Here is a 25,711-nt window from a genome sequence, read left to right on the forward strand (position 1 = left end):
CCCGCCTCGGCCTCCTTCAGGATGCCAATGATCTGCTCTTCCGAAAACTGCTTCCGCTTCATTCCGTCCGTCCCTTCGAGGGGCCGGTCTCTAGTTCCAGATGGATGAAGAAACGGGGGTCACGTCACAGCGCTTCCACCGGTTGTAGAGCGTCTTGTGTGGCCCATAGGCGCTGGGCGCATCTCGCCAGCGCAGCCCATTGCGGTTGACGAAGACGATGCCGCTCAGAACCCGTCGGTCGTCCACCCGCGGCCGGCCGTGGCTCTTGGGAAAGAACGGCCGCAGCCGCTCAATCTGCTCATCCGTCAGCCAAAACAGGTCACTCATTCCGGTCTCCTCGCGGAGCCTGAATCAGATCGTGACGCTCACATCAATGGGTCCTGACCCTAGCGAGAAGGGCGACCTCGGCGACCAGTACAACGCGTTCCTCGACTGCGAGGAGGTGCGCGACCTGTCGACACTGCGCGGCGATGTCGTGATCGAGCGCGACGGCAAGCTGATGCGGCCCAAGCGCCTTCCGTCGAACCTCTTCCAGTTCCGCGAAGGCACAGGCGCTGACCGCTGTGTCCTCGACTGCATCACGTCACTCCAGAACGGCGCCGACCTGCTGTGGATCGAGACCGAGAAGCCGCACATCGAGCAGATCGCCGGCATGGTCGATCGTATCCGCGAGGTCGTGCCCAACGCCAAACTCGTGTACAACAACTCCCCGAGCTTCAACTGGACATTGAACTTCCGTCAGCAGGTCTTCGACAGCTGGGCTTACGAGGGTCGCGACCTTTCGACCTATGATCGTACAAAGCTGATGAGCGCCGACTATGACTCGACCGACCTTGCAACGGAAGCCGACGAGCGCATCCGCACCTTTCAGAAGGACGCCAGCGCGCGGGCAGGCATCTTCCACCACCTCATCACCCTACCGACCTACCACACCGCCGCTCTGTCGACCGACAATCTGGCGAAGGAGTATTTCGGCGAGGCAGGGATGCTCGGCTATGTGAAGGGCGTCCAGCGACAGGAGATCCGGCAGGGTATCGCCTGCGTCCGGCATCAGAACATGAGCGGGTCGGACATTGGCGACGATCACAAGGAGTACTTTGCTGGTGAGGCGGCGCTGAAGGCGGGCGGCGCGCACAACACGATGAACCAGTTCGCAGCTTGATCGGACGATGCGTCACGGGGATCGGGAGATCCTCGTGACGCACTCCGTTCCACCCCCGTACTCCGGTTCGGGTGGGCGCACCGCGATCTGCCGTCATGATGATGGGTTGGCTACGTAGGAGATCGGTCTTCGTCGGAAGGCGAATTGAGATCGGGCGGGCCGTCCGGTGCACAGAGCGCTCGGATTCCTGCTGCCACGAAGACGGGCAGTCGGTCGGCTATCCCGAGGAAATTGTCCGAATGCACGAGACCCGACGAGAGTCGATCTATGCGTCCCGTCCGCCCTAGCGAGAACGTAAAGGAGCCGGTCAGGAAGTGATAGCTCCAGTACAGCTTCTCCTTCGACGCGTGGGGCAGGAGGATTTTCATGTCGTCGACCAGTACCCAGGAGACCGGGTCGAACGTCTCGGACATCAGCTCGTACATCTTGCCCCGACTGCTGTTCACGTAGGCGACGATCGAAGCGTAGTTCCGATGCTTGTCGTCAATGTCGGCCATCTCGAATGCGGGCCGCATGAAGGCGTCGAGCAAACCCTCGAGTGTGCCGCCGTTGCCGAGCGATGGACGATAGGCGCCCAAGGCCGCAAGGCGCGCGGCGTTCGCTTCCGGGGCACGCCGACGGAATACCGCGGCGAACAGCTTCTCCTTGTCGCCGAAGTAGTAGCGCATCAGCGACGTGTCGACGCCGGCGCTCGAGGCCACGCTCGAGATGGTGACGCCGTTGTACCCCTTGGCGGCGAATTCCGCTTCGGCATGATCGAGGATCAATGTCATCGAATCCTGACGTCGTTCCGCCTGAAGACGGCGCGCCTCGCGTTTTGTCTCCGTCTGCTCCTTCGTCATTCATCCTGTCCCGTCTGATGTCGCCGCTGTGCCGACCTCGTTGGCCGCTGGGTAGCCCTTTCGTTGCCAGAGCCGCTGGATGTGGCGCTTAACCGCCCTCGCTTTCGAAAAAAAGTTTTACGTGATTCGGCGTGCGACAACTTATTTCCTGCAACGCAAAGAAATATGATTGACGCCGTTTCGCGGCGGCGTCATCCTCCGCTTCAAGAGACCGGGAACGAACCCCGGCTTTGATGGGAGTAGGATTATGAAGAGCAGGCTTTTTGCCGGCATCTGCACGCTCGCGTTGTGTTCATGGTCATCCATTGGGCTGGCGCAGACCGCATCGTCGACGCCATCGACCACCACGCCCCCGCTCCAGGGTAGTGCCGAGGCGTTGCCGGCATCCGGCGATGAGGATGCGATAGCCGACATCATCGTCACGGGCTCGCGAGCAATCGCCGATGGTTCGCAGGCGCCGACGCCGGTGACGGTCACCTCGGGTGAGCAGCTGGTGAAGGCAAACCCCGGACTGATCGCGGAGTCGCTGAACATGCTGCCGGCGTTTCGCGGATCCACCCGCCCCACGACCGGGAACGTCGTCGCGACCGGCCCGAACGCCGGCAGCTTCCTGAACCTCCGGAACCTCGGTGTCCAACGTACCCTGGTCCTCTTGGACGGGCGTCGTGCAGCACCGTCCTCGCGCGAAGGCGCGACCGACGTCAACCTGCTCCCGTCCGATCTGGTGAAGCGGGTCGATATCGTCACGGGCGGCGCGTCCGCCGCCTACGGATCAGACGCGGTCGCGGGCGTAGTCAACTTCGTGTTGGACAACCGTTTCAAGGGCATCAAGGGGACGCTGCAGTCGGGGGTCTCCGAGCGCGGCGATGGCGCGAGCATCAAGGGCAGCGTCAGCGCGGGTACGTCGTTCGCGAACGACCGCGGACGTATCGTGGCAAGCGCCTCCTACTACGATGTCCAGCAGATCGGCAGCCTGGCGGATCGCGAATGGGGCCGGAGCAATACGGGCTTCCTGAACAATCCGGCCAATCGCGGCCAGCTGATCTTCCGAGACAATCTGCGGGCCGCGACCGCGTCCCCGGGAGGTGTGATCCTGAGCGGCCCGCTCGCGCTCCGCCAGTTCGGGCCGGGGGGCACGCTGGTCCCGTTCTCGCGCGGGACCGCGCAGTCGGGTCTCATCCAGGTCGGTGGCGACGGCGCGCAGGCCTTCTCGAGCCTCTCTGCCGGGATCGAGACCCAGAACTACTTCACCCATGCCGAATTCGACGTGACCCCATCACTCACGATCTTCGGGCAGGCGGCCCTCGGCCTGTCGAAGACGGAGTACAATCAGATCCAGCAGTTCAATCTGGGCGGATTCAACGGCTTCACGATCTTCAGCGGGAACGCATTCCTGAACCCCGCCGTGCAGCAGGTGCTCACCCAAACCAACACGCCAGCGTTCGCGATGGGGCGCGTCAACTTCGATTTCGGCACGCCGGCGAATGCGCTCGCCAAGGGTCGGACCCTCGATCTGACCGCAGGCTTCAAGTACACCGGCGGTGGTGGGTTGACCATCGATGGCTATTACGAGCGGGGCCGCAACCGGACCACGATCCGCACCAACAACAACGTGGCGCTCGAACGCCTCTACGCCGCTGCCGACGCGGTCCGGGACCCCGCGACCAACCAGATCGTCTGCCGTGTCTCGCTGACGGATCCGGGACTGTACCCGGGCTGCGTCCCGATCAACCTGTTCGGCGTCGGCGCCCCATCCCAGGAGGCGATCCGCTATGTCGAGGTCAACCCGGCGTTCCGCACGACGGTGAAGCAGGACGTCGCGGACCTATCGATCCGCGCGACCCCGTTCGCGACCTGGGCAGGCGATGTGGCCCTCGCAGCGGGCGGTACGTATCGGCGCGTGGAGCTCGATCAGACGACCAACGACCTCGCCAACAGCGTGAACGATGCGACCGGCATCCGGGGGTTTCCCGCGGCCTATCTGAACCAGCCCGGCGGCCTGCTGCTCAGCAACGTGTTCCCGGTGGCCGGGTCGTACCACCTCTGGGAGGTGTTCGGCGAAGCGGCCGTCCCGCTCGCGCGTGATCAGCCGTTCCTCCACGCACTCGACGTCAACGGGGCTGTCCGGTACATCAACTACAGCACCAGCGGCGGCGTCACGACGTGGAAGGGCGGCGCGGTCTGGGAGCCGGTGGCCGGCCTGCGTCTGCGGGGAACCGCGTCGCGCGACATTCGCGCACCGAACGTGCCCGAACTGTTCGCCGGCATCGTGCAGCAGACAGGCGCGGTGATCGAGAACAACGTCACGGTTCCGATCATTCTGGCGACGCTCGGCAACGCCGATCTCCGGCCGGAGATCGCGAAGACCTACACCGGCGGCATCGTCCTGCAGCCAGACTTCGCGCCGGGGCTGACGCTGTCCGCTGACTACTATTCGATCAATGTGTCGGGGATCATCACGTCGCTGACGCCGCAGCTGACCCTCGACCAGTGCCGCGCGGGTAACGACGCCTTGTGCGCCAACATCACCCGGAACGCGGCCGGGACGATCACGCGCATCACGAGTCCGACCCTGAACCTCAACGAGTTGAAGGCGAGCGGCGTCGATATCGAGGTCGGCTATCGTCCGTCAGGCGACGTCTTCGGCGGCAAGGCCGGCTTTCGGGTGGTCGCCAGCTATCTGGAGAAGCAGCAGCAGATCTTCACCAACGGCAATATTGTCGATCGGGCCGGGGAAGTCGGACTTAGTAGCAACCCGAGGTGGAACGTGGTCGGCAACGTGACGTGGACGTCCGACACGTTCGAACTGTTCGCGCAAGAGCGCTTCATCAGTGCCGGTCGCTACGACGTCACCCGAAGCGAGCCGACCACGATCGAGGACAACACCGTCGACCACGTGTTCTACACGGACCTCACGGCGTCGTTCAAGGTCGCCCCAAAGTTCCGCTTCTACCTGACGGTAAACAACCTGTTCGATCAGGATCCGCCGCTCGCTCCGACCGGAACGCTGATCCAGTACAACAGGACGAACCCGCAACTCTACGACGTGATCGGACGGTTCTATACCGCCGGCATCAACTTCAACTTCTGATCCACGCGCCCCGCCCGGTTTCGGGCGGGGCGTCCAAGACAACTCGAACGATACGGATGACGCGGTGAGCCAGCCAAAGATACTTCAGACCGCGGGTAGGGACGCATACGCCTTCCCGTTGCTCATCCGCCATCTGCTCGCGAACGTGGCCGAGCAGAGCAGCGCGGAGATCGTCAGCGGAGGACTGCGTTTCACCTATCGTCAATTCGTTGACCGGGTGCGTCGTCTGGCGACGGCGCTGGCGGCGCGCGGCGTCCGTCCGGGCGACACGATCGCCGTGATGGACTGGGACAGTCACCGCTACCTCGAATGCTACTTCGCGATACCGATGATGGGCGCGATCCTGCAGACGGTGAACGTCCGGCTGTCACCCATGCAGATTGGGTACACCTTGCAGCAGTCCGGAGCATCGGTCGTGCTGTACCACGACGACTTCCGCCCACTGTGTGACGCAATCTGCTCACATCTACCGGGGCTTCGCGAAGCGATTCCGATGACCACTCCGGGCGTGCAGTCGTACGAGGAATGGCTCGACGGGACCGATCCGACCTACGAGTTCGAGGACTTCGACGAGAACGCCATCGCGACGACGTTCCACACGACGGGCACGACCGGAGATCCCAAGCAGGTCTTCTTCACCCACCGCCAGCTCGTGCTGCACACGCTGGCCTTCACGTCGACTCTCGCCAGTCAACCTCAAGGCCAGAACCTGACACGGGCCGACGTGTACATGCCGATCACGCCGATGTTCCATGTCCACGCGTGGGGCGCCCCCTACGCCGTCACGATGCTAGGTCTCAAGCAGGTCTATCCCGGACGTTACGATCCCTCGACCCTGCTGCGGCTTCGGCGCACGGAGGACGTCAGCTTCTCTCACTGCGTTCCAACGCTGCTTCGCATGCTTATCGATGCCGCCGCTGGCGAACCGCTTGGACCGTGGACTATCGTTATCGGCGGATCGGCTCTGCCACCGGCGTTGGTGGAGGAAGCGTTCGAGGTCGGTATAACGACGCTTGCGGGGTTCGGCATGTCGGAGACCGGACCGGTGATCGCACTTGCGCGGGGTGAGGCCGAGGACTCGCACGGTCTTAGTCGTGCAGGATTCGCCCTCCCGTTGGTCTACGCGAAGATTGATGGAAAACGTGGCGGAGAACTCGTCCTGCGTGCACCTTGGTTGACGCAAGGGTACGGCAGCCAGGACGCATCCGACACGCTTTGGGAAGACGGGTGGCTACATACCGGGGACGTGGCCGAAAAGGACGCCGACGGCGCCATCCGCATCGTCGACCGTCTGAAGGACGTCATCAAGTCGGGCGGAGAATGGATCTCCTCAATCGACCTGGAGGCGCGCCTCATGGAGGATGCAGCGGTTTCCGAGGCCGCTGTCGTAGGCATCGCCCATCCCCGCTGGGGCGAGCGTCCTATCGCATTCGTGACAGCCGCACCCGACGAAATCATCTCGGAGGAGCGGCTTTACGACGCTTTATCGAAACAAGCAGTGGCCGGACAAATAAGCCGATACGCCATTCCATCGATCATCCATGTTGCAGACGGTCTACCCAGGACCAGCGTCGGCAAGATCGACAAGAAAGCGCTTCGTGAGATCGCCATTGCGCTAGCGGCCGATGCTGCGGCCGCGGTGGAAGCACAGTCGAAGGTAGCCGGAGCATGAGCACAGCGATCGCAGCAACGAGCGAAATCCGCTTCGTCCTCGACCACGTTGCCCAGATCGGGCATCTGGCCCAGAGCGAACGTTTTGCCGCCGCCAGCGACGACGTCATCGAGGCGATAATCGAGGGGGCGGCCACCTTCGCGACCGAGGTCTGGGCTCCGCTCAACCACGCAGGAGACACGGTCGGCGCCAAGTGGACTGAGCAGGGGGTTGTCCTTCCCGACCGGTATCCGGAGGCCTATCGCGCGTACGTGGAAGGCGGATGGGGTACCATCGGAGTGCCCGAAGAGCATGGTGGGCAGGGGCTACCGTTTACGTTGCAGACCGCGGTGCTGGAACTGCTGGGCACTGCCAACCCCGGTTTCGCCCTGTGTCCTACGCTGACGGTTGGTGCCATCGAGGCGCTGGTTCACCACGGTACGCCCGAACAGCAGGCAAAATTCCTGCCGCAGCTGGCAACCGGTGCCTGGACCGGTACGATGAACTTGACCGAGCCACAGGCGGGATCCGACGTGGGAGCGCTACGCGCGCAAGCCGTGCCGCGGGGCGACGGCACGTGGTCCATCAAGGGCACAAAGATCTTCATCTCGTTCGGTGATCACGACCTGGCCGACAACATCGTCCATCTCGTTCTGGCTCGTACTCCTGATGCTCCGGCCGGAACGCGTGGCATCTCGCTGTTCCTGGTTCCGAAGTTCCGCCTCGACAAGGAGGGCCATCTCGGGGCGTTCAACGACGTCAAGGTAGTCTCCATCGAGCACAAGCTGGGACTTCATGCGTCCCCGACCTGCGTCTTGAGCTTCGGCGACAACGACGACTGCGTCGGCGAACTCATCGGTCCTGAGCATGGCGGAATGCGGGCGATGTTCACGATGATGAACAACGCTCGACTGAACGTCGGTCTGCAGGGCGTGCAGATCGGGGAGGCTGCTACCCGAAAAGCCGTTACCTATGCGTTGGAGCGGGTGCAGTCCGCACGATCCGGGGCTACCGACCGCAAACCGGTCCGAATCGCCGACCATCCTGACGTCCGTCGCATGCTGATGCGCATGGCGGCGCAGACCCAGGGCGCACGTGCGCTGGTATACTACGCTGCGGCCCAAGTGGACCGGACGACGCTCGGCGACGCCGCTGCGCGCGAGCGCCTCGAGATCCTCACGCCCCTTGCGAAAGCTCATGCCACGGACCTCGGCAACGAGATCGCATCGATTGGTGTGCAGGTGCATGGCGGGATGGGATATGTCGAGGAGACCGGAGCGGCACAATACTTCCGGGACGCTCGCATCACCCCGATCTACGAAGGCACGAACGGCATCCAGGCTGCGGACCTGGTCGGTCGTAAGCTCGGAATGGGGAACGGTTCGGCGTTCGCTTCCCTGATTGCCGACATGCGTGAAACGTCTCAGACCGCCGCACTGACGGAACTGATCGACGTGTGCGACGAGACGGGACGTCGGCTAGCGGGTGCCGATGCGGACGACCGCCTGGCGGCCAGCTATCCGTTCCTGACGATGTTGTCGGTCGCGGTCTGTGGGTGGTTGATGGAAGCGCAGGGTCGAGCAGCTTCGGATGACGATTTATGGCAGGCCAAGAAGGCAACGACCGCCTTCTATCTCAACCAGATCGTGCCCGAAGCCTTGGGTTTGGCGGCGGCCGCGCGAGCCTCGTCGGCCGAACTTTATGCGGTCGATCCCGCCCTGCTCCTCGCTTGACGAGCTTCAAGACGGAACGCCCATTTCGAGCGGATCCGGAAGCGAGGTGGGCTACATGACGACGCGGGAGTGCAAGGCATGAACGAACGGGAATCAATGCCCTACGACGTGGTGATCGTTGGTGCCGGCCCCGCCGGTCTGACGGCCGCGATCCGGCTGAAACAACTCGCCGAAGCGGCGGGTACCGACATGTCGGTGTGCGTTCTCGAAAAGGGGTCGGAGGTCGGCGCGCACATCCTGTCGGGAGCGGTCATCGACCCGCGTGCCCTCGACGAACTGATCCCCGACTGGCGGGAGACCGATTGCCCGCTTGCCGAAACGCCGGTGACGCAGAACCATCATTGGGTGCTGACGACCAGGAAGAAGTTCAACCTGCCGCATCTCTGGACGCCGCCCTTCCTTCACAACAAGGGAACGTACACGGGCTCGCTCGGCAATCTGTGCCGCTGGCTCGCCGGCCGGGCCGAGGCGATGGGCGTGGAAATCTTCCCCGGCTTCGCAGCCGCCGAGATCCTGTTTCACGAGGATGGGCGCGTGAAGGGTGTAGCGACGGGCGACATGGGTGTCGCCCGCGACGGCACGCGCAAGGGCGACTATCAGCCCGGTCTAGAACTTCACGCGAAATACACCTTCTTCGCCGAAGGCGTGCGCGGTCACCTAACCAAAGAACTGATCCGGACCTTCGATCTCGCCGCCGAGAGTGACCCACAGGTCTATGGCCTCGGCATCAAGGAGCTGTGGGACATCGATCCCGCGAAGCATGAACCCGGCAAGGTGGTGCATACGCAGGGTTGGCCCTTGGGCAGCGACGCAAACGGCGGCGGCTGGATCTATCATCAGGCAAATGGCCAGGTGTCGATCGGCTTCGTCACCTGGCTCGGCTATACCAATCCGTATCTGTCCCCCTTTCAGGAAATGCAGAAGTGGAAAACGCATCCCGCCATCGCCGACCTGCTGGGGGGTGGCCGCCGCGTCTCGTACGGAGCGCGCGCGATCAATGACGGGGGTCTCCAGTCGATCCCTAAGCTGGTCGCCCCCGGCGCCGCGCTGATCGGCTGCTCCGCCGGCTTCCTCAACGTACCGCGCATCAAGGGCACGCACGGCGCGCAGAAGTCCGCGATGATGGCTGCTGAGGCCGCGTTCGAAGCAATCCGGGCGGGGCGCGAAGGCGACGAACTCGCCGCCTATCCGGCTGCGTTCGAGACGAGTTGGCTGAAGAAGGAGCTGTCCGTCGTCCGCAACGTCGTGCCGCTGGTCAAGAAGTTCGGGGATTTCGTCGGCTCCGGCCTGTCCGGCATAACCATGTGGCTGGAGCATTTCGGGCTGAAGATGCCTTTCACCCTGCATCATCATCCCGACCATGACACGCTGGAACGGAAGGCCCTAGTGAAACCGCCGGTCTACCCCAAGCCCGATGGCGTCCTGACCTTCGACCGTCTCTCCTCGGTTTTCCTGTCGAACACGAACCACGAGGAGGATCAGCCCATCCACTTGCAGCTGCGTGATCCCTCGATCCCGATCGCCTACAACCTACCGCTTTACGACGAACCGTCCCAGCGCTACTGCCCGGCCGGTGTCTACGAAGTGGTCGGTGTTGCGGACGGCAGTCCCAAGTTCGTCATCAACGCTCAAAACTGCGTTCACTGCAAGACGTGCGACATCAAGGATCCGACGCAGAATATAAACTGGGTTGTGCCGGAAGGCGGCGGTGGCCCGAACTATCCGAACATGTGATTTCTGTTTGTCAGTAATTGATAGTGTCGACCATCGACACCCACGCGCGCTCCCGACTGTCGAAACAATGACGGCGATATCGGCTGATTGCGTGCGACGTATTGCACAGACATAAGCGCCAACTGTAAGCGTGGCCGGTAGGCCGCCTTGCGGTGGTCTTAGCCTTCGGGATGCTTGTCGTCTTTGACGAGGGCGCGGGTGTTGCGGGAAATTTTCGGTTCTACGACCAGTCATACGAGCACTCGTATGACTGGTCGAATGGAGGTGGTCGGTCAGGTGTCGGGCCGGCGCCGATGGTCAGATGCGGAGAAGTTGGAGATCCTGACCGAGGCGTTTCGTCCGGGGGTTCGGGTCTGCGATGTCATTGCGCGGCGTGAGGTATCGAGCAGCCTGATCTACACGTGGCGCAAGCAGTTGCGCGAAGGCAAGCTGGCCGGAGCGATGCCGTCGTTGCCGGTGTTTGCTGCAGTGCAGGTGGCGGAACTGACGCCGCCAGCGCCGCAGCCGCTGCCATGTGCCTCGGGGCTCATCCAGATCGAGTTGCCGGGCGGCGTGCGGGTGAGCGTCGATGCGAGCGTGGATGCAGGTGCGCTGGCACGGGTGTTGTCGGTGCTGCGGTGAGCCCGGTGCCGTTGCCAACGCGGGTGTTCCTGGCGTGCGGCGTGACGGACATGCGCAAGGGGTTCGACGGCCTGGCGGTGCTGGTGCAGCAGGTGCTGGCGCAGAACCCGCATTCGGGTGCGCTGTTCGCGTTCCGCGGCAAGCGCGGTCATCTGGTCAAGCTGCTGTGGTTCGATGGGCAAGGTCTTTGCCTGTTTTCCAAGCGGCTCGACCGGGGCCGCTTCGTCTGGCCAGTGACCGCGACCGGCACCGTGACACTGACGCCGGCGCAATTGTCGATGCTGCTGGAAGGCATCGACTGGCGTCGGCCTGAGCGGACGTTCACGCCGACACTGGCGGGGTAAGAACGGCGGTTTTGCGCCACTTTCCCTCGCCCAGCGACCTGCAATCTGCTATGGAGACAGCGTGTCGGAAGCGCCTGTTTCCATAGCAGATGCCACCGCGCGGATCGCCGCGCTGGAGGCTTCGCTCGCCCGGGCCAATGCCGCGCTGGCCGCTCGCGACCTGCTCATCGATACCCTGCGCGGACAGATCGCGCGGCTGCGGCGGATGCAGTTCGGCGCCTCGTCCGAGAAGCTGGGGCGCGAGATCGAGCAGCTCGAACTGGCGCTGGAGGAACTCGAGACCGAGCGCGATGCGCCTGGGCTTGAGATGGTTGACCCTGGCGTGGCGGTTCGGCCGGTGCCCGTCCGTAGTCTGCCGGGACACCTGCCGCGCGAGAAGGTCGTCCACGAGCCGACGTCGGGCCCCTGTACCTGCCCAGACTGTGGTGGTGCGCTGCGGCCGCTTGGGGCAGACGCGCACGAGATGCTCGACATCGTGCCGGTGCGCTGGCGCGTCGTGCGCAACGTCCGCCCCAAATACAGCTGCCGGATATGTGAGAAGATCGTCCAGGCTCCCGCCCCGGTCAGCGCCGTGGCACGCGGCAAGGCCACCTTCGCCACGCTGGCGCACGTCGTCGTCTCCAAGTTCGACCACCACCTGCCGCTGTACCGCCAGGCCGAGATGATGGCGGCGCAAGGGTTAGACGTCGACCGCTCGACGCTGGCGGGCTGGACCGGACAGGCTGCCGGGCTCCTCGACCCCATCGTCAGCCGCATCCGCGACGAAGTGCTCAAGGCCGACAAGATTCACGCCGACGACACGCCGGTGCCGGTACTCGACCCCGGCCGAGGCAAGACCGCCACCGGGCGGCTGTGGGTCTATGCGGCCGACGACCGGGCGTCCGGCGGCACGGCACCGCGCGCGACCTGGTATCGCTTCACGCCAGACCGCACCGCCGCGCACCCAACGTCCCATCTCGCCGGTTTCCGCGGCTTTCTACAGGCCGATGCCTATGCCGGTTATGACGGACTGTATCATGATGGCGTCAGCGAGGTCGCGTGCTGGGCGCATTTCCGGCGCAAGGTCTTCGACCTGCACGAGCGGTCGCCCACGCCGCTGACCACCGACATACTCGAGCGTATCGGCGCGCTTTATGTCGTCGAGGCCGAGGTCCGCGGCCAACCGCCCGATGTGCGTTGTCGAGCCCGACAGGAGAAAAGCCGACCGCTGGTCGACGCCTTGCGCGAGGTGCTCGACACTGCCCTACGCCATCTGTCGCCTAGAGTCAGGACTCGTTGATTACAGCCAGAAGATGACGGTGGCAGCGAGGGCGATGGCGGAGAAGAAGACGGTCGGGCAGCGGTCGTAGCGGGTTGCGACGCGGCGCCAGTCCTTGAGGCGGCCGAACATGATCTCGATGCGGCTACGTCGCCGATAGCGGCGCTTGTCGTACCTGACCGGCTCGTTGCGGGACCGCCGCCCTGGGATGCAGGGTTGGATGCCCTTGGCCTGGAGCGCATCCCTGAACCAGTCGGCGTCGTAGCCGCGGTCACCTAGCAGCCACTGAGCCTTCGGCAGGTCGTCCAGCAACGCTGCCGCACCGGTGTAGTCGCTGACCTGGCCCGCGGTCATAAAGAAGCTCAAGGGGCGTCCGTTCGCATCGGCTACGGCATGGAGCTTGGTGTTCATGCCGCCCTTGGTGCGGCCTATCAGGCGGCCAAGGCCCCCCTTTTTACCCGCAGGCTCGATGCCGTGCGGTGCGCCTTCAGGTAGGTGGCGTCGATCATAACCGTCTTCGGCTCGGCGCCTGCCGCCGCCAGCCCTTCCATCATCCGCGTGAACACGCCTGCCTCACCCCAGCGCTTCCACCGGTTGTAGAGCGTCTTGTGTGGCCCATAGGCGCTGGGCGCATCTCGCCAGCGCAGCCCATTGCGGTTGACGAAGACGATGCCGCTCAGAACCCGTCGGTCGTCCACCCGCGGCCGGCCGTGGCTCTTGGGAAAGAACGGCCGCAGCCGCTCAATCTGCTCATCCGTCAGCCAAAACAGGTCACTCATTCCGGTCTCCTCGCGGAGCCTGAATCAGATCGTGACGCTCACATCAATGGGTCCTGACCCTAAGCGGCTCGGGACAGCGGCGGGCTGAGCATCGAGCGTAACGGCCGGAGCTGCCCCGGTTTGGTGGCGGGCTCGGTCCAGAGATAGTCGCCGGTGAGGTTGATGTGCTGCCAGCCGAGCGGCGAGAGGTGGGCCAGCATGTCGATCGGCACGGGGCGACCCTGGCGTTTGAGGTGCCGCATGGCGGCTTCAAGGTAGGTCGTGTTCCACAGCACGATCGCGCCTGCGACGAGGTTGAGGGCGCTCGCGCGATGGCTCTGCGCCTGAAGGCCGTGGTCGCGCAACCGACCTGCGCGATGGAAGAAGATCGCCCGCTTGAGCGCGTTCTCCGCCTCGCCCTTGTTCAGCTCGCGGGTAGCGCGACGCCGCTCGTCGGGGTGCTCGATCCAGTCGAGCGTGAACAGCGTGCGCTCCACGCGCCCGATCTCCCGCAGCGCGAGCGCCAAGCCGTTCGCGCGCGGGTAGGAGCCGAGCCGCTCCAGCATGGCAGACGCGCTGGTGGCGCCCGTGCGGACCGAGGTCATGAGACGGAGCACGTCCGTCCAGTGGGCCGTGATCAGCTCTTCGTCGATCGCCTCGCCGACGAGCGGCGCGATGTCCGGTCCGGGGTCGAGGCCCTTAAACAAGTGGAGCCGTCTGGCAGACAGGTTCGGGATCCTCGGCGCGAACAGGAAGCCCATCCCGTGACACATCGCGAAGACGTGGTCCGACACCCCGCCGCCGTCCGTGTGGTGCCGCTCGATGCTGAGGTCGGCCCCGTGGTGGAGCAGGCCGTCGAGCACATGGGCGGCCTCGCCGGCACCGGCCGAGATCACCTTGGAGTGGAAAGGCGCGTAGCGGTCGGACACGTGCGTGTAGAACGAGGCGGCCGGCTCCGAGCCCTTGTGCGGGTTGACGGCCCCGGTCGCCTGGGCGCGACGGTTGAGCGGGAAGTGCTGCCCGTCCGAGCTCGACGACGCGCCCGACCCGAACAGGGCCGCGAGCGGCATCCGGTGCTGCGCGTTCACCAGCCGGGCGAGCGCCGTGCCGTAGGTCTCCTCGCGCAGGTGCCAGGACGACAACCAGCCGAGCTGGCGCTGGCTGACCAGGTCGCACGCTTCCGCCATGCGCGCGTGGCCGAGGTTGGTCGCGTCGGCCAGCACCGCGGTGAGCACCGCGCGCGGGTCGTCGTGAGTGCGACGCGTGGTCAGGTGCGTGAAGCAGCCGGTGAACCCCGTCCAGCGGTCGACGTCGGCGAGGAGGTCGGTCACGCGGATCGGCGGCAGGTGCGCGTACAAAGGCGCGAGCGCGCCTTCCGCTTCGTCGGGCGTGCTCGCCTTCAGCGGCGAAATGCGCAGCCGCCCTGCCCGTAGCGACACGTCCTCGAGCGCGTCGGCACCGACCTTAGTCGCCACCTCGCCCAGACGGCGGGCGAGGACCTCGCGCTTCCCGGCCAGCCACTCGGCCGCGGATCCCGGCAACGGCACCGGCAGTGGTCCCGCCTCCCGCATCGCGGCGAACACGGGCGCGGGGATGAGCTGCTGCGCGACCGCGCGATAGCGGCGGCTTCCTTCCACCCACATGTCGCCCGCGCGCAGCCGGTCGCGCAGCTCGGCCAGCACGCAGAACTCGTAGGTGCGCCGGTCCATGCCATCCCGACCGATGCGACGTCGCCAGGTCTGGCGAATGAAGCCGACGGGCGCATCGGCCGGGAGCTTGCGCAGGCGACCGGTTCCGAGCAGTCGCACAATCTCAACACCGCGCGCGAGCGCCAAGCAGGCCGGCACCGCCCCGAACGTGAAGGCTTGCACGAACGCGGGGCCGATCTGGCGCAGGATGGGGAAGTTGGACCGGGCGAGCTCGACAGGGTCGAGCGGGTCGGGCCGGACCAGGCGCTTCGCCTCCTCCACCTCAGAGCCGAGCTCGTCCCAACCAATGACGCGCTCGACCGCGGCGAGCGGGTCGTCGCCGTTGCTCCGCGCGGCAAGGAGCGCGTCGCTCAACCGCGCGAGCAGCCTGATCTTGGCCGTGATGTTGCGCCGGTCGCGCTTCAGCGCGGCTTCCTCGCGCCGTTCGACGCGGCGGAACATTTGGCCGAACAGCCGCTCGAACATGAGAACCGCGTCGTCGGTCAGCGTGACCTGCGTCTCCAGCGCGGTCGCGACCAGCACCGCACGACGTCGAGAGGGGTTTAAGGTGGCGAGGTGCTGGGCGGTGAGCCGCGCGCCCTCGCCCGTGAGCCGCCGCAGGCGCTCGGGATGCACGGCGTCGGTCAGTGCTGGGTTGAGCCGGAGCACGCGTAAGGCGGCGAGCCGATCGAGGATAGCCGAGAACGCGCGCCGGCCCGGTCGCCCAGGCGGCTGTCGCACCCAGGCGAGTACGCTTGTCCTCGCCGTTGCGTGGGGCACGAGCAGTCCTTCCAGCCCGTCGCGCTGCTCTGCGGTGAGTTTTCGGGTAAGCAGCTCGGCGACGTGGCGTTCGGCGTCGAGCAGCGCCCGGGCCACCATGCGCTCGACCAGCGTGATCCCGGGCACGATGATCTGTCGCCTGCGGAACTCGTCCAGGAGCATGCGCGCGAGCTCGGCGCCGCCCGTCGTGGCGAGTGCGGCCGGCAGCAGCCATGCTTGCAGCTCCGCCCTTGCCGGACGGCTGAGCTGCCGGAACCCGAACACGTCGCGCAGCGTGTCGAGGTGCTCGTAGCGGGTCGGCCCGCGCGACGCATAGCCGGCGAGCGCCTCCGGATCGACGTCGAGCTGGTCGGCGACGAACGCGAGCGGCGCGTTCGGGATCAGCTCCCCCGGCCGGAGCAGCCGGCCGGGATAACGGAGCGCGCAGAGCTGGACGGCGAAGCCGAGCCGGTTGTGCGGACGCCGCCTGCTGACGATGACGCGCAGATCGTCGGCGCTCAGCGTCCAGTGCCGGACCAGGTCGAGTTCAGTGTCGGGGAGAGCGAGTAGCGCGTCGCGCTGCCCCTCGGTGAGAACAGCGCGATGCGGCACTGGATCAGGCCTTGGCTGAGGCGGTCCAGCCCACCCGTTCCAGTGTGTCGAGCAGGGTCGACCGAGCCACCTTGAAGGAGCGGCAGACCGATGCTTTGCTGGCACCGCTATCGAGCGCGGCCCTGATCTGCTCGATCTGCTCGGGATCGATCGTGGGCGGCCGCCCGCCTTGCCGCCCGCGACGCTTCGCGGCTGCTAGCCCGGCGATGACGCGCTCGCGGGTTAGAGCACGCTCATACTGCGCGAGCGCGCCGAAGATGGAGAACTGATCTTCCCCCGGTTCAGCGGACACGCTGGATTAGCCGGTTACCCGCTGCTCGGCTTGTTCGGGGGTTAGATACCCGAGGGCCGAGTGCATGCGGTGTCGATTATAGTATCCCTCGATATATCCGAACAGCGCCTGTCGCGCTTCGATCCGGGTCGCCCACCGGCATTGATGGACCAGTTCGACTTTGAGGGTGTGGAAGAAGCTCTCCATCGGGGCATTGTCATAGCAATTGCCGGTGCGGCTCATCGAGGGCACTGCGCCAATCGTCGCCAGATAGTCGACATAGGCTCCGGCCGCGTATTGCGATCCGCGATCCGAGTGACAGATGAGACCGCCCGTTGGTCGCTGCCGCTGGGTCGCCATCATCAGCGCGGCGAGCGGCAATTCGGTTCGCATATGGTCGCGCATGGCCCACCCGACGATCTTGCGGGTCGCCAGATCGAGCACCGCGGCCAGATACAACCAGCCTTCGCCGGTCGCGATGTACGTGATATCGGCAAGCCAGATCGTATTCGGCGCGGTCGCTACAAAGTTCTGCGCCAACAGGTTCGGCGCGATCGGCAGATAGTGGCGGCTGTCCGTCGTGCACGGCCGGAACCGGCGACCGGCCAGCGCACGGATGCGGTGTCGGCGCATCAGCCGCTCGACGCGGCCACGGCTGCATCGATGACCTTCCGCCCGCAGGGCGGCATGCATCCTGGGTGATCCGTATCGCCCCTGATGCCGTGCCTGGAGCCGACGCACGTCGCCGAGCAGCGCCAGGTTCGCCGTCGTCCGCGTGCTCGGCGCCCGACCGCGCCAGTCGTAATAGCCGCTGCGCGACACGCCGAGCATGCGGCACATGACGTTCACCGGCCAGGTGGACGCATGCTGCTCGATGAAAGCGAACTTCACCGCGGCATCTCCGCAAAGCCTGTCTCGAGCGAAGCCGAGAGGATGCCGACGGCTTTTTTTAGGATGTCGCGCTCCATCCGCGTCCGGTCCAACTCACGGCGTAACCGCGCGATCTCCGACGCCTGATCCGCTGGCGATGCCATCGTCGATACTGGCGGTTTTCCCGCCAGGCTTGCCGGCGGGGGGCCGATCTCCTGCTGCTTGCGCTGCCAGCGACGCAGCATCGTCGGCATGATCCCCAACTCGGCTGCCACCTCGGTCTGCAGCCGGCCGCTCGTCTCCCAAAGCGCCACCGCCTCGCGCTTGAACTCATCCGTGAACCGACGCTTCGTCGTACTCGCCATCATACACCTCCTGGCTCCGCAGAGCCTATCATCGGTGTCCGTCAAACCGAGGGATGATCAGAACAGCAGCTCGCCGTGCGGAGTGGTCGTGTCCATCTGCTCGGTCAGCGACCGGAACGCGACGCCGCGCGCCTTCAGGTCGGTGACGATGCCGAGCAGGTGCGGCAAAGACCGGCCGAGCCGGTCCAGCTTCCACACCACCAGCATGTCGCCGGCCTTCAGGTATTCAAGGCAGGCCTTCAGCCCCGGCCGGTCGTCGCGCGCGCCGGATGCCTTGTCAGTGTGAAGGTGCCGCTCGTCGACCCCGGCCGCGACGAGCGCGTCGCGCTGAAGACCGACCGACTGGCGGTCATCGGCCGAAGACACGCGCATGTAGCCAACCAGCATGTGCGGAAAACCTCGAATCCAGAGTTCCCGTGCAGCTTAGCATTGCGACAGGGTTTGTCGCGCAGAAAAGGCCGGTTCGCGATAGGCCGAGCCGAGGTGGTCGGCCAGGGTGTCGGCAAACATGTGATTGACGACAGAATGCAACTTAAGAGCTACTGGCAGCAGTCGACCAGAGTCGGTCGTTCTGGTCACCCGCCGCGAAAGTCTGCAGTTGACAAAAGCCGCCGACCGCACGCCGCCAGCAAAAGCGCCCAAAAACCTGACGTTTGATGCTGGGATGCTGAGCACCCGGAGACCACCCTTTATTTGCGTCTCTTGGCGGATCAGGAGACCATTCTCCTTGCCTCGGTTCGCTAGGTTTGTTGTGGAATAAATGGGTGATTCTGGCTTTCCGCAGTCTCGCGGCGCTAAAACGGCATATCGTCAAAGTCACCCAAATCGTCTTCGTCCACCGCGCTCATGGCAGCGGTCGACGCACCAAGCGATCCGAATAGACTCGCCAATGCGGCATCGTCAAATTTGTCGCTCGGCGGATCCGCAGTCCCCGTGAAACTCGCCTCATTGTCCTCGACCTCAGTCTCGCGCAATTGTGTAGTTCGCTGCTTGAGAGCGGCATGGGCGTGCTCGACGATGCGCGGATCGGCATGGAATCGGGCGGCGAGCTCTTCGATCGTCTTGCCCCAGTCTTCCAGCGTAGATTCCGAATCCATATGGCCGAGATTATTCGGCAGTTCTTCTATCATTCGCTGCGTGGCGCCTTCGATCTCGGCGAAAAGTTCGGGCGGCAGACTACGTTCATGGTCGTCGGCAGCCGCAAGAATGCGGGCGATGTCGTCCGGATCAAGATCGGTCGCGAGCAGACCAGAAACCCCGGCCTGGACAGCGTCGATCAGTTCTGGCGGTGTTAGTTCACCTAAAGCTTGGGCTGCACGCAGTCCCGCTAACATCTCTGGCAGTTTCCTCCCATCTTCCCACGCTGAAAGGGCGGCACGACCCTTGTCGGCTATCGCCTGCGCTGCCGCGATGAAAGCCTCGGCGTTCGAAAGCCGCCACCAATTCACCAGAAGGTCCATGCGGTCCGAGTTCGACAGCTCGTACATGCGCGAACGATATGTTTCACCCGGAATGCGCTTCCACACCTCCACCGTGACGAAGCGCGCGCAGAGCCGGACGAATCTGGAAACGAAGGTGGCGACCCCCTCATTGGTAGGATCGGGTTGCTTCATGAAGTGATCGAAGAGATTGCGCGCACTTCTTAGCGTGGGCACGCCATCGGCAAGCACGGACAGTAATGCCTTGTCACTCAAATAGCGCGCGAGATAGTCCCGTACCGAGGGGTTGACGAAGCGCACCGTCGTTCCGGAAATCACGACGAAGCTCCCTTCCACCGTGCGAAGCGCGCCCTCGAAGTCCTTCGGATCGTATGGCACACAGAATTTCGTGCATAGAACCGAATGGATCCCAGCGAACACTTCCTCGAGATCTTCGATCTCGGAGCCGTATTCAGTCATCAGAAATAGGGCAATAAGCAGGTGCTGCGAGCGCCGCGCGATGTGGGTGCGGAACGCCTTGTCCCAGATCAGATCAGGGTTCTTGAGCGTATCGAGAAACGCTTTGGGATAACTTGCTGGATTGGTATCGGCGATCCGATCGGCCTCGGTCATGAACTGGATGATGCGCGGATTATAATGCTTGTGATCGACGATCTTCTTGATCGCTTTCTGCTCGATCAGCGCTGCGATATGCGCTTCGGGCACGCCTGCTACGACCAAATGGTTATAGAGGATGCGCGCGCGAATGCGCCGGGTATAGATGCCCACATCCAGGACATAGCGCGACACGTTGAGCTTCGTATCGGACAGCGCCTCCGATAGAAGCCGTGCCTGTTCGTAAATATAGGCACGCGTCGTCAGGATAAATCGCGCACTTGGCGTTCGCCGGACCCGACCGATGAAGCGCGCGAGATCGGAGTCCTGCGTCGACAAAGCGCGCTCGTCGAGTGCGATCCTGCCGAGGAAATCATCAAAGAAGAAAATCTGCCGCTTACTGTCGTCGATCCGCGCAAACCCTTCTTCAAGATTGCGGATTGCGATGAGTTCCCAATCTTCCGCGATGTAGGCGTAGCAAAGCATCTCGGCGAGCGTCGTCTTGCCGACGCCGGGTGGACCTGAAATGATGAGCACGCGCTGGCTTTCCAGGATGTCTCGCCCTGATTTGAAGCTCGGATTCTCGGCATAGACCTTGAGCTTAGCCTCGATCTCTTGGCGCGAAATTGTCGTGAAGTTGTGCGACGCTGCGTTGAGCACGCGATCGAGCGCACCAGCCCCCGAAAGCCAAAGCTTGATGTGGCTGCGCTCGATGTCGGGGTATTTGCGGACCAGACCGTTCAAATCTTCGCATCCGAAGATATCATCACTCGATGTTAACGATGGTCCGACGATTTCTGCGAGGACGGCCTTGTTGTCCGGGGTCAGCGGTCGCGACGTCGCAAGGATGTATCGGTCTGGTTCGAGCCGGTCGATCGCATCGCGTTCCTTCTTCATCACGCGGGCGAGCGCCGCCATGTCCGACAAGCGATAATGCTTTGCCTGGAGGATCACGGTCTCGTCGCCGGTCGCATGTCGGCCATCGACGCCGCCATCCGGACCTGGCCCGAACGCTTCAAATCGGACGCCAAGTTCGCGACCGATGAGATCGCGTGCGAGATCCTCGAAATCGGCAGGAGAGAGAGTCTCGAAACTGTAGGTCAATTATGGACAGATCCCGCACGTTGCCATCAAAACTGGCTGGGCGTTACGCGAGCCAGTCACTGGCCCTACACCTATTCGTATCGCGACGCTGTGCATATGGTGCTGCCGGTCGTAACGGGGGACGCCATGCTCGACAGTGTTTATATTCTAGAAACGCTGGACCCGGAGGATTTCTTCGAGCGTCGCTTGGACGGCCATGCCGCAAACGAGATCCTGAAAATCCTCGATGTCACGGCGGAATACCGCATAGCCTTCACTAAGCCGCTGGTCGAGCGTGCCATCGCCGAGGCAGCAGCAAGCAAGGCGCAGGTCCTGCATTTCTCGTCGCACGGCAATGGCACCGGAGTTTTTCTTACCAATGGAAAGAAGCTGAGCTGGAAGGCGTTCGTCGAGCTCATCAAACCCGCTGCTGGACCCGACAAGGCGCTGGTCATGGCAACTTGCGGCGGCGGCGATCAAGAACTGACGACGGCCTTGACCGCTGCCGGCGTCGTCTTCGGCTGGGTGTTTGGATCGACCGCCGAGAAGGTCAGCTTTTCCGACTGCTGCCTAGCCTGGTCGATCCTCTACAACCGGTTGTGCGATCATGGTTTCGACAAGCCCGCCTTGATGACCACGCTGAAGGCGATCAACGCGGCGATCGATGGCGACTTCGTCTATCGCCGCTGGACAGGGAAGAAATACCTCCGCTTTCCGACGCAAAAATAGCACAAACAATGCGCAGCGGCGTGCGGCGCTCGCCGTCCTGGACCGCGATTGTGCGATGGGGGGGTGATCTTTGGGTATCTGGCAATTCTTCCAGCCACCACTCTACTGGCAGCAGTTCGAAGAGCTGTGCACGACATTGCTGACCGAGGTCTATAGCGTCCCCAATGCGCAGCAGGTCGGTCGTCCCGGGCAGGCGCAGCACGGCGTCGACGTATTTGGCACATCGAGCCGCTACGGCCGGATTGGCATCCAGTGCAAACGCCTCGCCGATCTTGACGAGAACGGTAATCCATATCCGGGCGGGCCAATCTCGCGCGCGTTCCTGCGCGACGAGGCTGACGCGGCGCTCGGCTTCACGCCCGACATCAGCCTTTGGATCCTTGCCACCACGGCACGGCGCGACACCAAGGTCCAAGCCTGGGTCGAGGAGATCAACAACGAGTGGGAACAGGCGGGACGCAAGCGCATCGCGATCGTCTGGACCTGGGACGAGTGCATCTCGCACCTCAACAGCTATCCCGACTTGCAGCGCCGCTACTATCGCGACGTCATCCAGGTCCGCGCGCCCAAGGATCTCGACGAGATTATCCTGCGCACGATCGCGATGGCGTTTGCCCGGCCTTCGAGGTGCCGCTTCACTGCGAAACCCCGAGCGAGTTTTTCGAGGCGCTGAAAGACACACAAAAGGCGCTGCGCACCGGCGAACTCGTCGATCGCGAAAGCCGTCAGGTCATCCGCAAGGCGATTGGCGGCTATCATGAACTCGACGATGCAGTGGCGCGGAATTGCCTTCGCGAGGTCGACCAGAATTTGAAGCTCCTGCGCACGCAGCTCGAGCAGGGCCTGAAGGACGGTACGATCGCAGTTGTCGGCACTTGCCTTGATCTTCGTCAACCTGCTCTGGCGCGGTACCTCGACGAACTGCGTCAGTCCTGCCTCGATGATCTGAACCGCGTTCTGCGCCACGCCGGCATTCCGCCGGTTTAAGTATGTGCACCCGTGGCACGTCATCGCTTTGAGCGTGCTGATGTTCAATACGAACCGGCGTGATGTCGTAATCGATCGTTTTCGCTTCGGTTCTTCCTGGCTAGTCTCGCGGCCGACGTGGATGGGCGGCACGGGGCTGGCACGATGAATTCGCGGGCAGGCTTGAGGAGGGGATCGGTGAACGAGGACGCAGCACCCGAGGAAGCGCTCGACATGATCGCGCCGGAAACGGATGTGGTGGAAACGCCAGAGGTTTTTCTGACCGGCGTCGCCGCTGCGCTCAAGGCCTCCGATGATGTCGATGCCGATTTGGCCGCGATCCTGACGGATCATCTGCTGACCGTTACGCCGCACGACAATGTCATCGCCAATGCTAAGGCAGCGATCCTGACGCTGGCCGCCGAGCGCGCGATCCCGGCCGAGGAGCAGGCCGATGGCTGATCCAACGCTGTTCCACTCGCTGACGCTCGAAGGCTTTCGAGCCTATCTTCAGCCCAAGACCTTCGACTTCAGCAAGAAGCCGAGCCTCGCAATATTCGCGCCCAATGGTCTCGGCAAGTCGAGTGTCATCGATGCGCTCGAATTCCTCTTCTCCGAACATGGCACGCTCGATCGGCTCGGGCAGCGTGCGCTCAATAACCAGGCCGGCCCGTCCGCACTGGCCCATAATGGCGCGCAGGCGGCAGGGATCGCGCCGGTGGTCAAGTTCACGACCATCACCGGCAAGGCCACCTCTGCGGGAAGCCGCACGGCGGTGGGCAATCCACGCCCGATCCATGCAGCAGCCACCGCAATGAAAGCCGGGTTCGTCGTCGCGCCGATCATCCGCGGTTATACGCTGCGGACTTTCGTCGAAGAGCATAAGGCGGAGACCCGCTACAGCGACGTGGTGAGCTGGCTGCAGCTCTCGCCGCTGGTCGAGATCCAGAAGATTATCCGGCTGCTGCGCCGCGAGGTCAAGGCCGCTGCCGAGAGCACGACTGAGCAGGTTCGTCTCGCTGGGCAGCTACGCACCGAAACCGCCCAGGCCGTCCAGGAGTGGGACGAAGCGGCCGTGCTCGACTTCGTCAACACAAACGTCATTGCGCCGCTCGATCCCGCGTTGACGATGGCGGCGCTCGATGCCGCGGACACCGGCTATGTCGATATCGGCAAACGGGTCGCGGCCGAGGAGAAGAGCGTCGGCCTCGCCGGTCTGCGACAGGTCCATAACTCGGTTATGGCGCTGTGGCAGAAGATTGTGCCCGAGGACGGCGGCGACCCCAAATATTTGGGCACCATTGCCGCCTTCGACGAAGCGCTGGCGCTGCTGGCCGATGCCACGGCCACCGAAGCCGACGAGCGCGACAAAGCGGCGGGCACGGTCTTCCGGTCGGTGTGGAAGGAAGCCGAGAAACTGTTTGCTGACGATGCTGCGGCTCCGGACAAATGTCCGGTCTGCGCGACGGCGATCGGCGATACCGCTGCCGGAAGCGTCCCCGCGATCCGCGATCTTCTAAAGACCCACCTCGACGATCTGCAAAGCTACAACGACGCCAAGACCGCGCTGGACGACTCCGACAAAGCCACGACCAAGGCGCATAACCAGCTGATCGCGTGGCTTCCCGCGATGATCGATCATCTATCCGAAGATGATCCAGACGGCTTCAGAGAAGCACTCATTGAGTATCAGGCCGGGGTTGCCGCATGGCCGGCCGCCGCCGCCCCTGCGTCCGCCGCGATCACCGCCCAGCTGGAGGCGCGCCTCGCCATTCTCAACCAGAACATCGCCGACATCGAGGACAAGCAGGGCGAACATACTTGGGTGAAGGCAAAGGCGAGCATCGACCGACTGGTGAAGCTCCAGACGGACGTAGCGCTGGCGACACGGACGACCGAGGAACTCACCGCGCTGCACGAGGCTCTCGGCACCCAGGCCACGCTCATCTCGGGCAAGATTCGCGAGAAGATTCAGTCGCTGCTCGACACCCTTCAGGCGCCGATGAACGACATCTACAAGGAAATTCAGGGCGACAAGGCCAGGCCAATCCGGCTCGAGCTGCCCAGGGAGGACGATACCAATCAGCAGCGCATGCAGCTGGTCATCGACTTCGCCGACAATCGTCAGGGCGTGGCGCCGGGCGGCTATCTGAGCGACTCCCAGATTCACTCGGTGGCGCTGGCGCTGCGCCTCGCGGCGATCAAGAAGTTCAACAGCGCCGCCCCGGTGATCGCGCTCGACGATGTCGTTACCTCTTATGACGCTGACCATCGCCGCGCGATCGGCGCGCTGCTCGCCAAGATGTTCACCGACTGCCAGATCATCCTCGTCACCCATGACGAGCGGTTCTTCAATCACTTGAAGGATCAGCTCGCCGCGAAGGAGTGGCAGTTCACGCGCATCATCGGGCTAGACCCGGCATATGGTCCGCGCTTCGCCGACCATAAGGTGACAGACGAAATGATCGCCGATCGCTGGGACAAGGGCGAATCAGCTGCCAACGAGATGCGTCAGGCCGAGGAGGAATGGCTGCTCGGCGTCGCTCGAGGCTTCGGCGTCAACGTCCGCATCCGTCAGCTCGAGAAGGCCTATTCCTACGAGCGATCCGAATTGGCCTCTGCGATCGGCAGCTTCCTTAGCGGAATCAAATTGACGCCGGCCGACGTACCCGGCGTCAACAATCGCTTCATCGCCAGCTTGGTGAAGGGCGATATTGAGAATTTCGGCAGCCATTTTCAGGACGCTCCCTATGGCGATGGCTCGCTCGGCGATGAGAAGACTCGCTGGGACGAATTCAAGGCATTCCGCAGTCAGTTCCAATGCGTGTGCGGCCGCACTAAATATCAGCGGCCGTTCGGTCTGAACAAACCAGTCTGCGCCCACGATAAGTGTGAATCCCAGTTCGCCTTCAGGCCACCCGCTGCCGCAGGGGGCGCTGCTGCCGCGCCTGCGGGAAAGGTCTGACTCCAAAGTGGTCCGCTGGATCAGGGCCAGTGGAGAGGGAAAGTTATGCTAGGGTCAGGACTCGTTGATTACAGCCAGAAGATGACGGTGGCAGCGAGGACGATGGCGGAGAAGAAGGCTGTCGGGCAGCGGTCGTAGCGGGTTGCGACGCGGCGCCAGTCCTTGAGGCGGCCGAA

At 63.8% G+C, this 25,711-nt stretch carries 17 protein-coding genes and 5 pseudogenes; 13 read left to right on the plus strand and 9 right to left on the minus strand.

The window, feature by feature from the left end; genetic code table 11:
- Positions 1-129: 129 nt before the first annotated feature.
- Positions 130-327, minus strand: a pseudogene (locus tag CA237_RS17065) (transposase); the annotation flags it as partial.
- A gap of 31 nt (positions 328-358) precedes the next feature.
- On the opposite strand from CA237_RS17065, the gene CA237_RS17070 reads away from it, so the two are divergent.
- Positions 359-1,162, plus strand: coding sequence for an isocitrate lyase (locus CA237_RS17070; protein WP_277600143.1), 804 nt, complete (start codon positions 359-361; stop codon positions 1,160-1,162).
- A gap of 110 nt (positions 1,163-1,272) precedes the next feature.
- On the opposite strand, the gene CA237_RS17075 is transcribed toward CA237_RS17070, so the two are convergent.
- Positions 1,273-2,004: a TetR/AcrR family transcriptional regulator gene (locus CA237_RS17075; protein WP_066690514.1), complete on the minus strand. Its 732-nt coding sequence runs from the start codon at positions 2,002-2,004 to the stop codon at positions 1,273-1,275.
- 247 nt (positions 2,005-2,251) lie between these two features.
- Here CA237_RS17075 and CA237_RS17080 point away from each other — a divergent pair, with 247 nt between their 5' ends.
- The 7 genes from CA237_RS17080 to CA237_RS17110 all read left to right on the plus strand — a co-directional run bounded on the left by CA237_RS17080 (position 2,252) and on the right by CA237_RS17110 (position 12,457).
- Positions 2,252-5,095 carry a TonB-dependent receptor gene (locus CA237_RS17080; RefSeq protein ID WP_126014961.1) on the plus strand — a complete coding sequence of 948 codons (2,844 nt, stop codon included), beginning with the start codon at positions 2,252-2,254 and terminating at the stop codon, positions 5,093-5,095.
- 64 nt (positions 5,096-5,159) lie between these two features.
- Positions 5,160-6,767 (plus strand): long-chain-fatty-acid--CoA ligase, encoded by a 1,608-nt coding sequence (locus CA237_RS17085; RefSeq protein ID WP_241215529.1) that lies wholly within the window; start codon positions 5,160-5,162, stop codon positions 6,765-6,767.
- Positions 6,764-8,479: an acyl-CoA dehydrogenase gene (locus tag CA237_RS17090; RefSeq protein WP_126014963.1), complete on the plus strand. Its 1,716-nt coding sequence runs from the start codon at positions 6,764-6,766 to the stop codon at positions 8,477-8,479. The genes CA237_RS17085 and CA237_RS17090 overlap by 4 nt, the downstream gene beginning before the upstream one ends.
- A gap of 78 nt (positions 8,480-8,557) precedes the next feature.
- Entirely contained in the window at positions 8,558-10,213 is a 1,656-nt protein-coding gene (locus CA237_RS17095; RefSeq protein WP_066690508.1) for an electron transfer flavoprotein-ubiquinone oxidoreductase, read from the plus strand.
- Between the two features lie 258 nt (positions 10,214-10,471).
- Positions 10,472-10,834 carry a transposase gene (locus CA237_RS17100; RefSeq protein ID WP_232307953.1) on the plus strand — a complete coding sequence of 121 codons (363 nt, stop codon included), beginning with the start codon at positions 10,472-10,474 and terminating at the stop codon, positions 10,832-10,834.
- Positions 10,831-11,178, plus strand: a complete 348-nt coding sequence (gene tnpB / locus CA237_RS17105) for an IS66 family insertion sequence element accessory protein TnpB (RefSeq protein ID WP_066690505.1) — start codon at positions 10,831-10,833, stop codon at positions 11,176-11,178. Before CA237_RS17100 ends, tnpB begins: the two co-directional genes overlap by 4 nt.
- Before the next feature lie 61 nt (positions 11,179-11,239).
- Positions 11,240-12,457, plus strand: a complete 1,218-nt coding sequence (locus CA237_RS17110) for an IS66 family transposase (RefSeq protein WP_084401563.1) — start codon at positions 11,240-11,242, stop codon at positions 12,455-12,457.
- Here the strand turns inward: CA237_RS17110 and CA237_RS17115 are convergent.
- From CA237_RS17115 to CA237_RS17140, 6 genes and pseudogenes are all read right to left on the minus strand, one after another.
- A protein-coding gene (locus tag CA237_RS17115) for an IS5 family transposase (RefSeq protein ID WP_096614016.1) occupies positions 12,458-13,215 on the minus strand; the annotation gives its coding sequence in 2 pieces (ribosomal slippage) (positions 12,458-12,894 and positions 12,894-13,215; 759 coding nt in all).
- Positions 13,216-13,274: 59 nt separating this feature from the next.
- A complete protein-coding gene (locus tag CA237_RS17120; RefSeq protein WP_126014965.1) occupies positions 13,275-16,253 on the minus strand; it encodes a Tn3 family transposase in 2,979 nt (992 codons plus the stop codon).
- Between the two features lie 4 nt (positions 16,254-16,257).
- A pseudogene (locus CA237_RS17125) lies at positions 16,258-16,518 on the minus strand (helix-turn-helix domain-containing protein); the annotation flags it as partial.
- 33 nt (positions 16,519-16,551) lie between these two features.
- Positions 16,552-17,759 (minus strand): annotated as a pseudogene (locus tag CA237_RS17130) (IS3 family transposase).
- A 60-nt stretch (positions 17,760-17,819) separates the two neighbouring features.
- Positions 17,820-18,146: pseudogene (locus CA237_RS17135) on the minus strand (recombinase family protein); the annotation flags it as partial.
- A 407-nt stretch (positions 18,147-18,553) separates the two neighbouring features.
- The gene (locus tag CA237_RS17140; protein ID WP_241215531.1) at positions 18,554-20,836 is read right to left on the minus strand and encodes an ATP-binding protein; all 2,283 of its coding nucleotides are present in this window, start codon (positions 20,834-20,836) and stop codon (positions 18,554-18,556) included.
- Between CA237_RS17140 and CA237_RS17145 the strand changes: the two genes are divergently transcribed.
- From CA237_RS17145 to CA237_RS17165, 5 genes are all read left to right on the plus strand, one after another.
- The gene (locus CA237_RS17145) at positions 20,765-21,604 is read left to right on the plus strand and encodes a hypothetical protein (protein ID WP_241215532.1); all 840 of its coding nucleotides are present in this window, start codon (positions 20,765-20,767) and stop codon (positions 21,602-21,604) included. The two genes, CA237_RS17140 and CA237_RS17145, sit on opposite strands and share 72 nt — an antisense overlap.
- Before the next feature lie 70 nt (positions 21,605-21,674).
- Positions 21,675-22,277, plus strand: coding sequence for a hypothetical protein (locus tag CA237_RS17150; RefSeq protein ID WP_164523915.1), 603 nt, complete (start codon positions 21,675-21,677; stop codon positions 22,275-22,277).
- Entirely contained in the window at positions 22,232-22,591 is a 360-nt protein-coding gene (locus CA237_RS17155) for a hypothetical protein (RefSeq protein WP_126014973.1), read from the plus strand. The genes CA237_RS17150 and CA237_RS17155 overlap by 46 nt, the downstream gene beginning before the upstream one ends.
- Positions 22,592-22,768: 177 nt before the next feature.
- Positions 22,769-23,032, plus strand: a complete 264-nt coding sequence (locus tag CA237_RS17160; RefSeq protein ID WP_126014975.1) for a hypothetical protein — start codon at positions 22,769-22,771, stop codon at positions 23,030-23,032.
- Entirely contained in the window at positions 23,025-25,535 is a 2,511-nt protein-coding gene (locus tag CA237_RS17165) for an AAA family ATPase (RefSeq protein ID WP_126014977.1), read from the plus strand. Before CA237_RS17160 ends, CA237_RS17165 begins: the two co-directional genes overlap by 8 nt.
- Positions 25,536-25,603: 68 nt before the next feature.
- Here CA237_RS17165 and CA237_RS17170 read toward each other — a convergent pair.
- Positions 25,604-25,711 (minus strand): annotated as a pseudogene (locus CA237_RS17170) (IS5/IS1182 family transposase); the annotation flags it as partial.

Source organism: Sphingomonas sp. ABOLH (assembly GCF_003951715.1).
GTDB lineage: Bacteria > Pseudomonadota > Alphaproteobacteria > Sphingomonadales > Sphingomonadaceae > Sphingomonas > Sphingomonas hankookensis_A.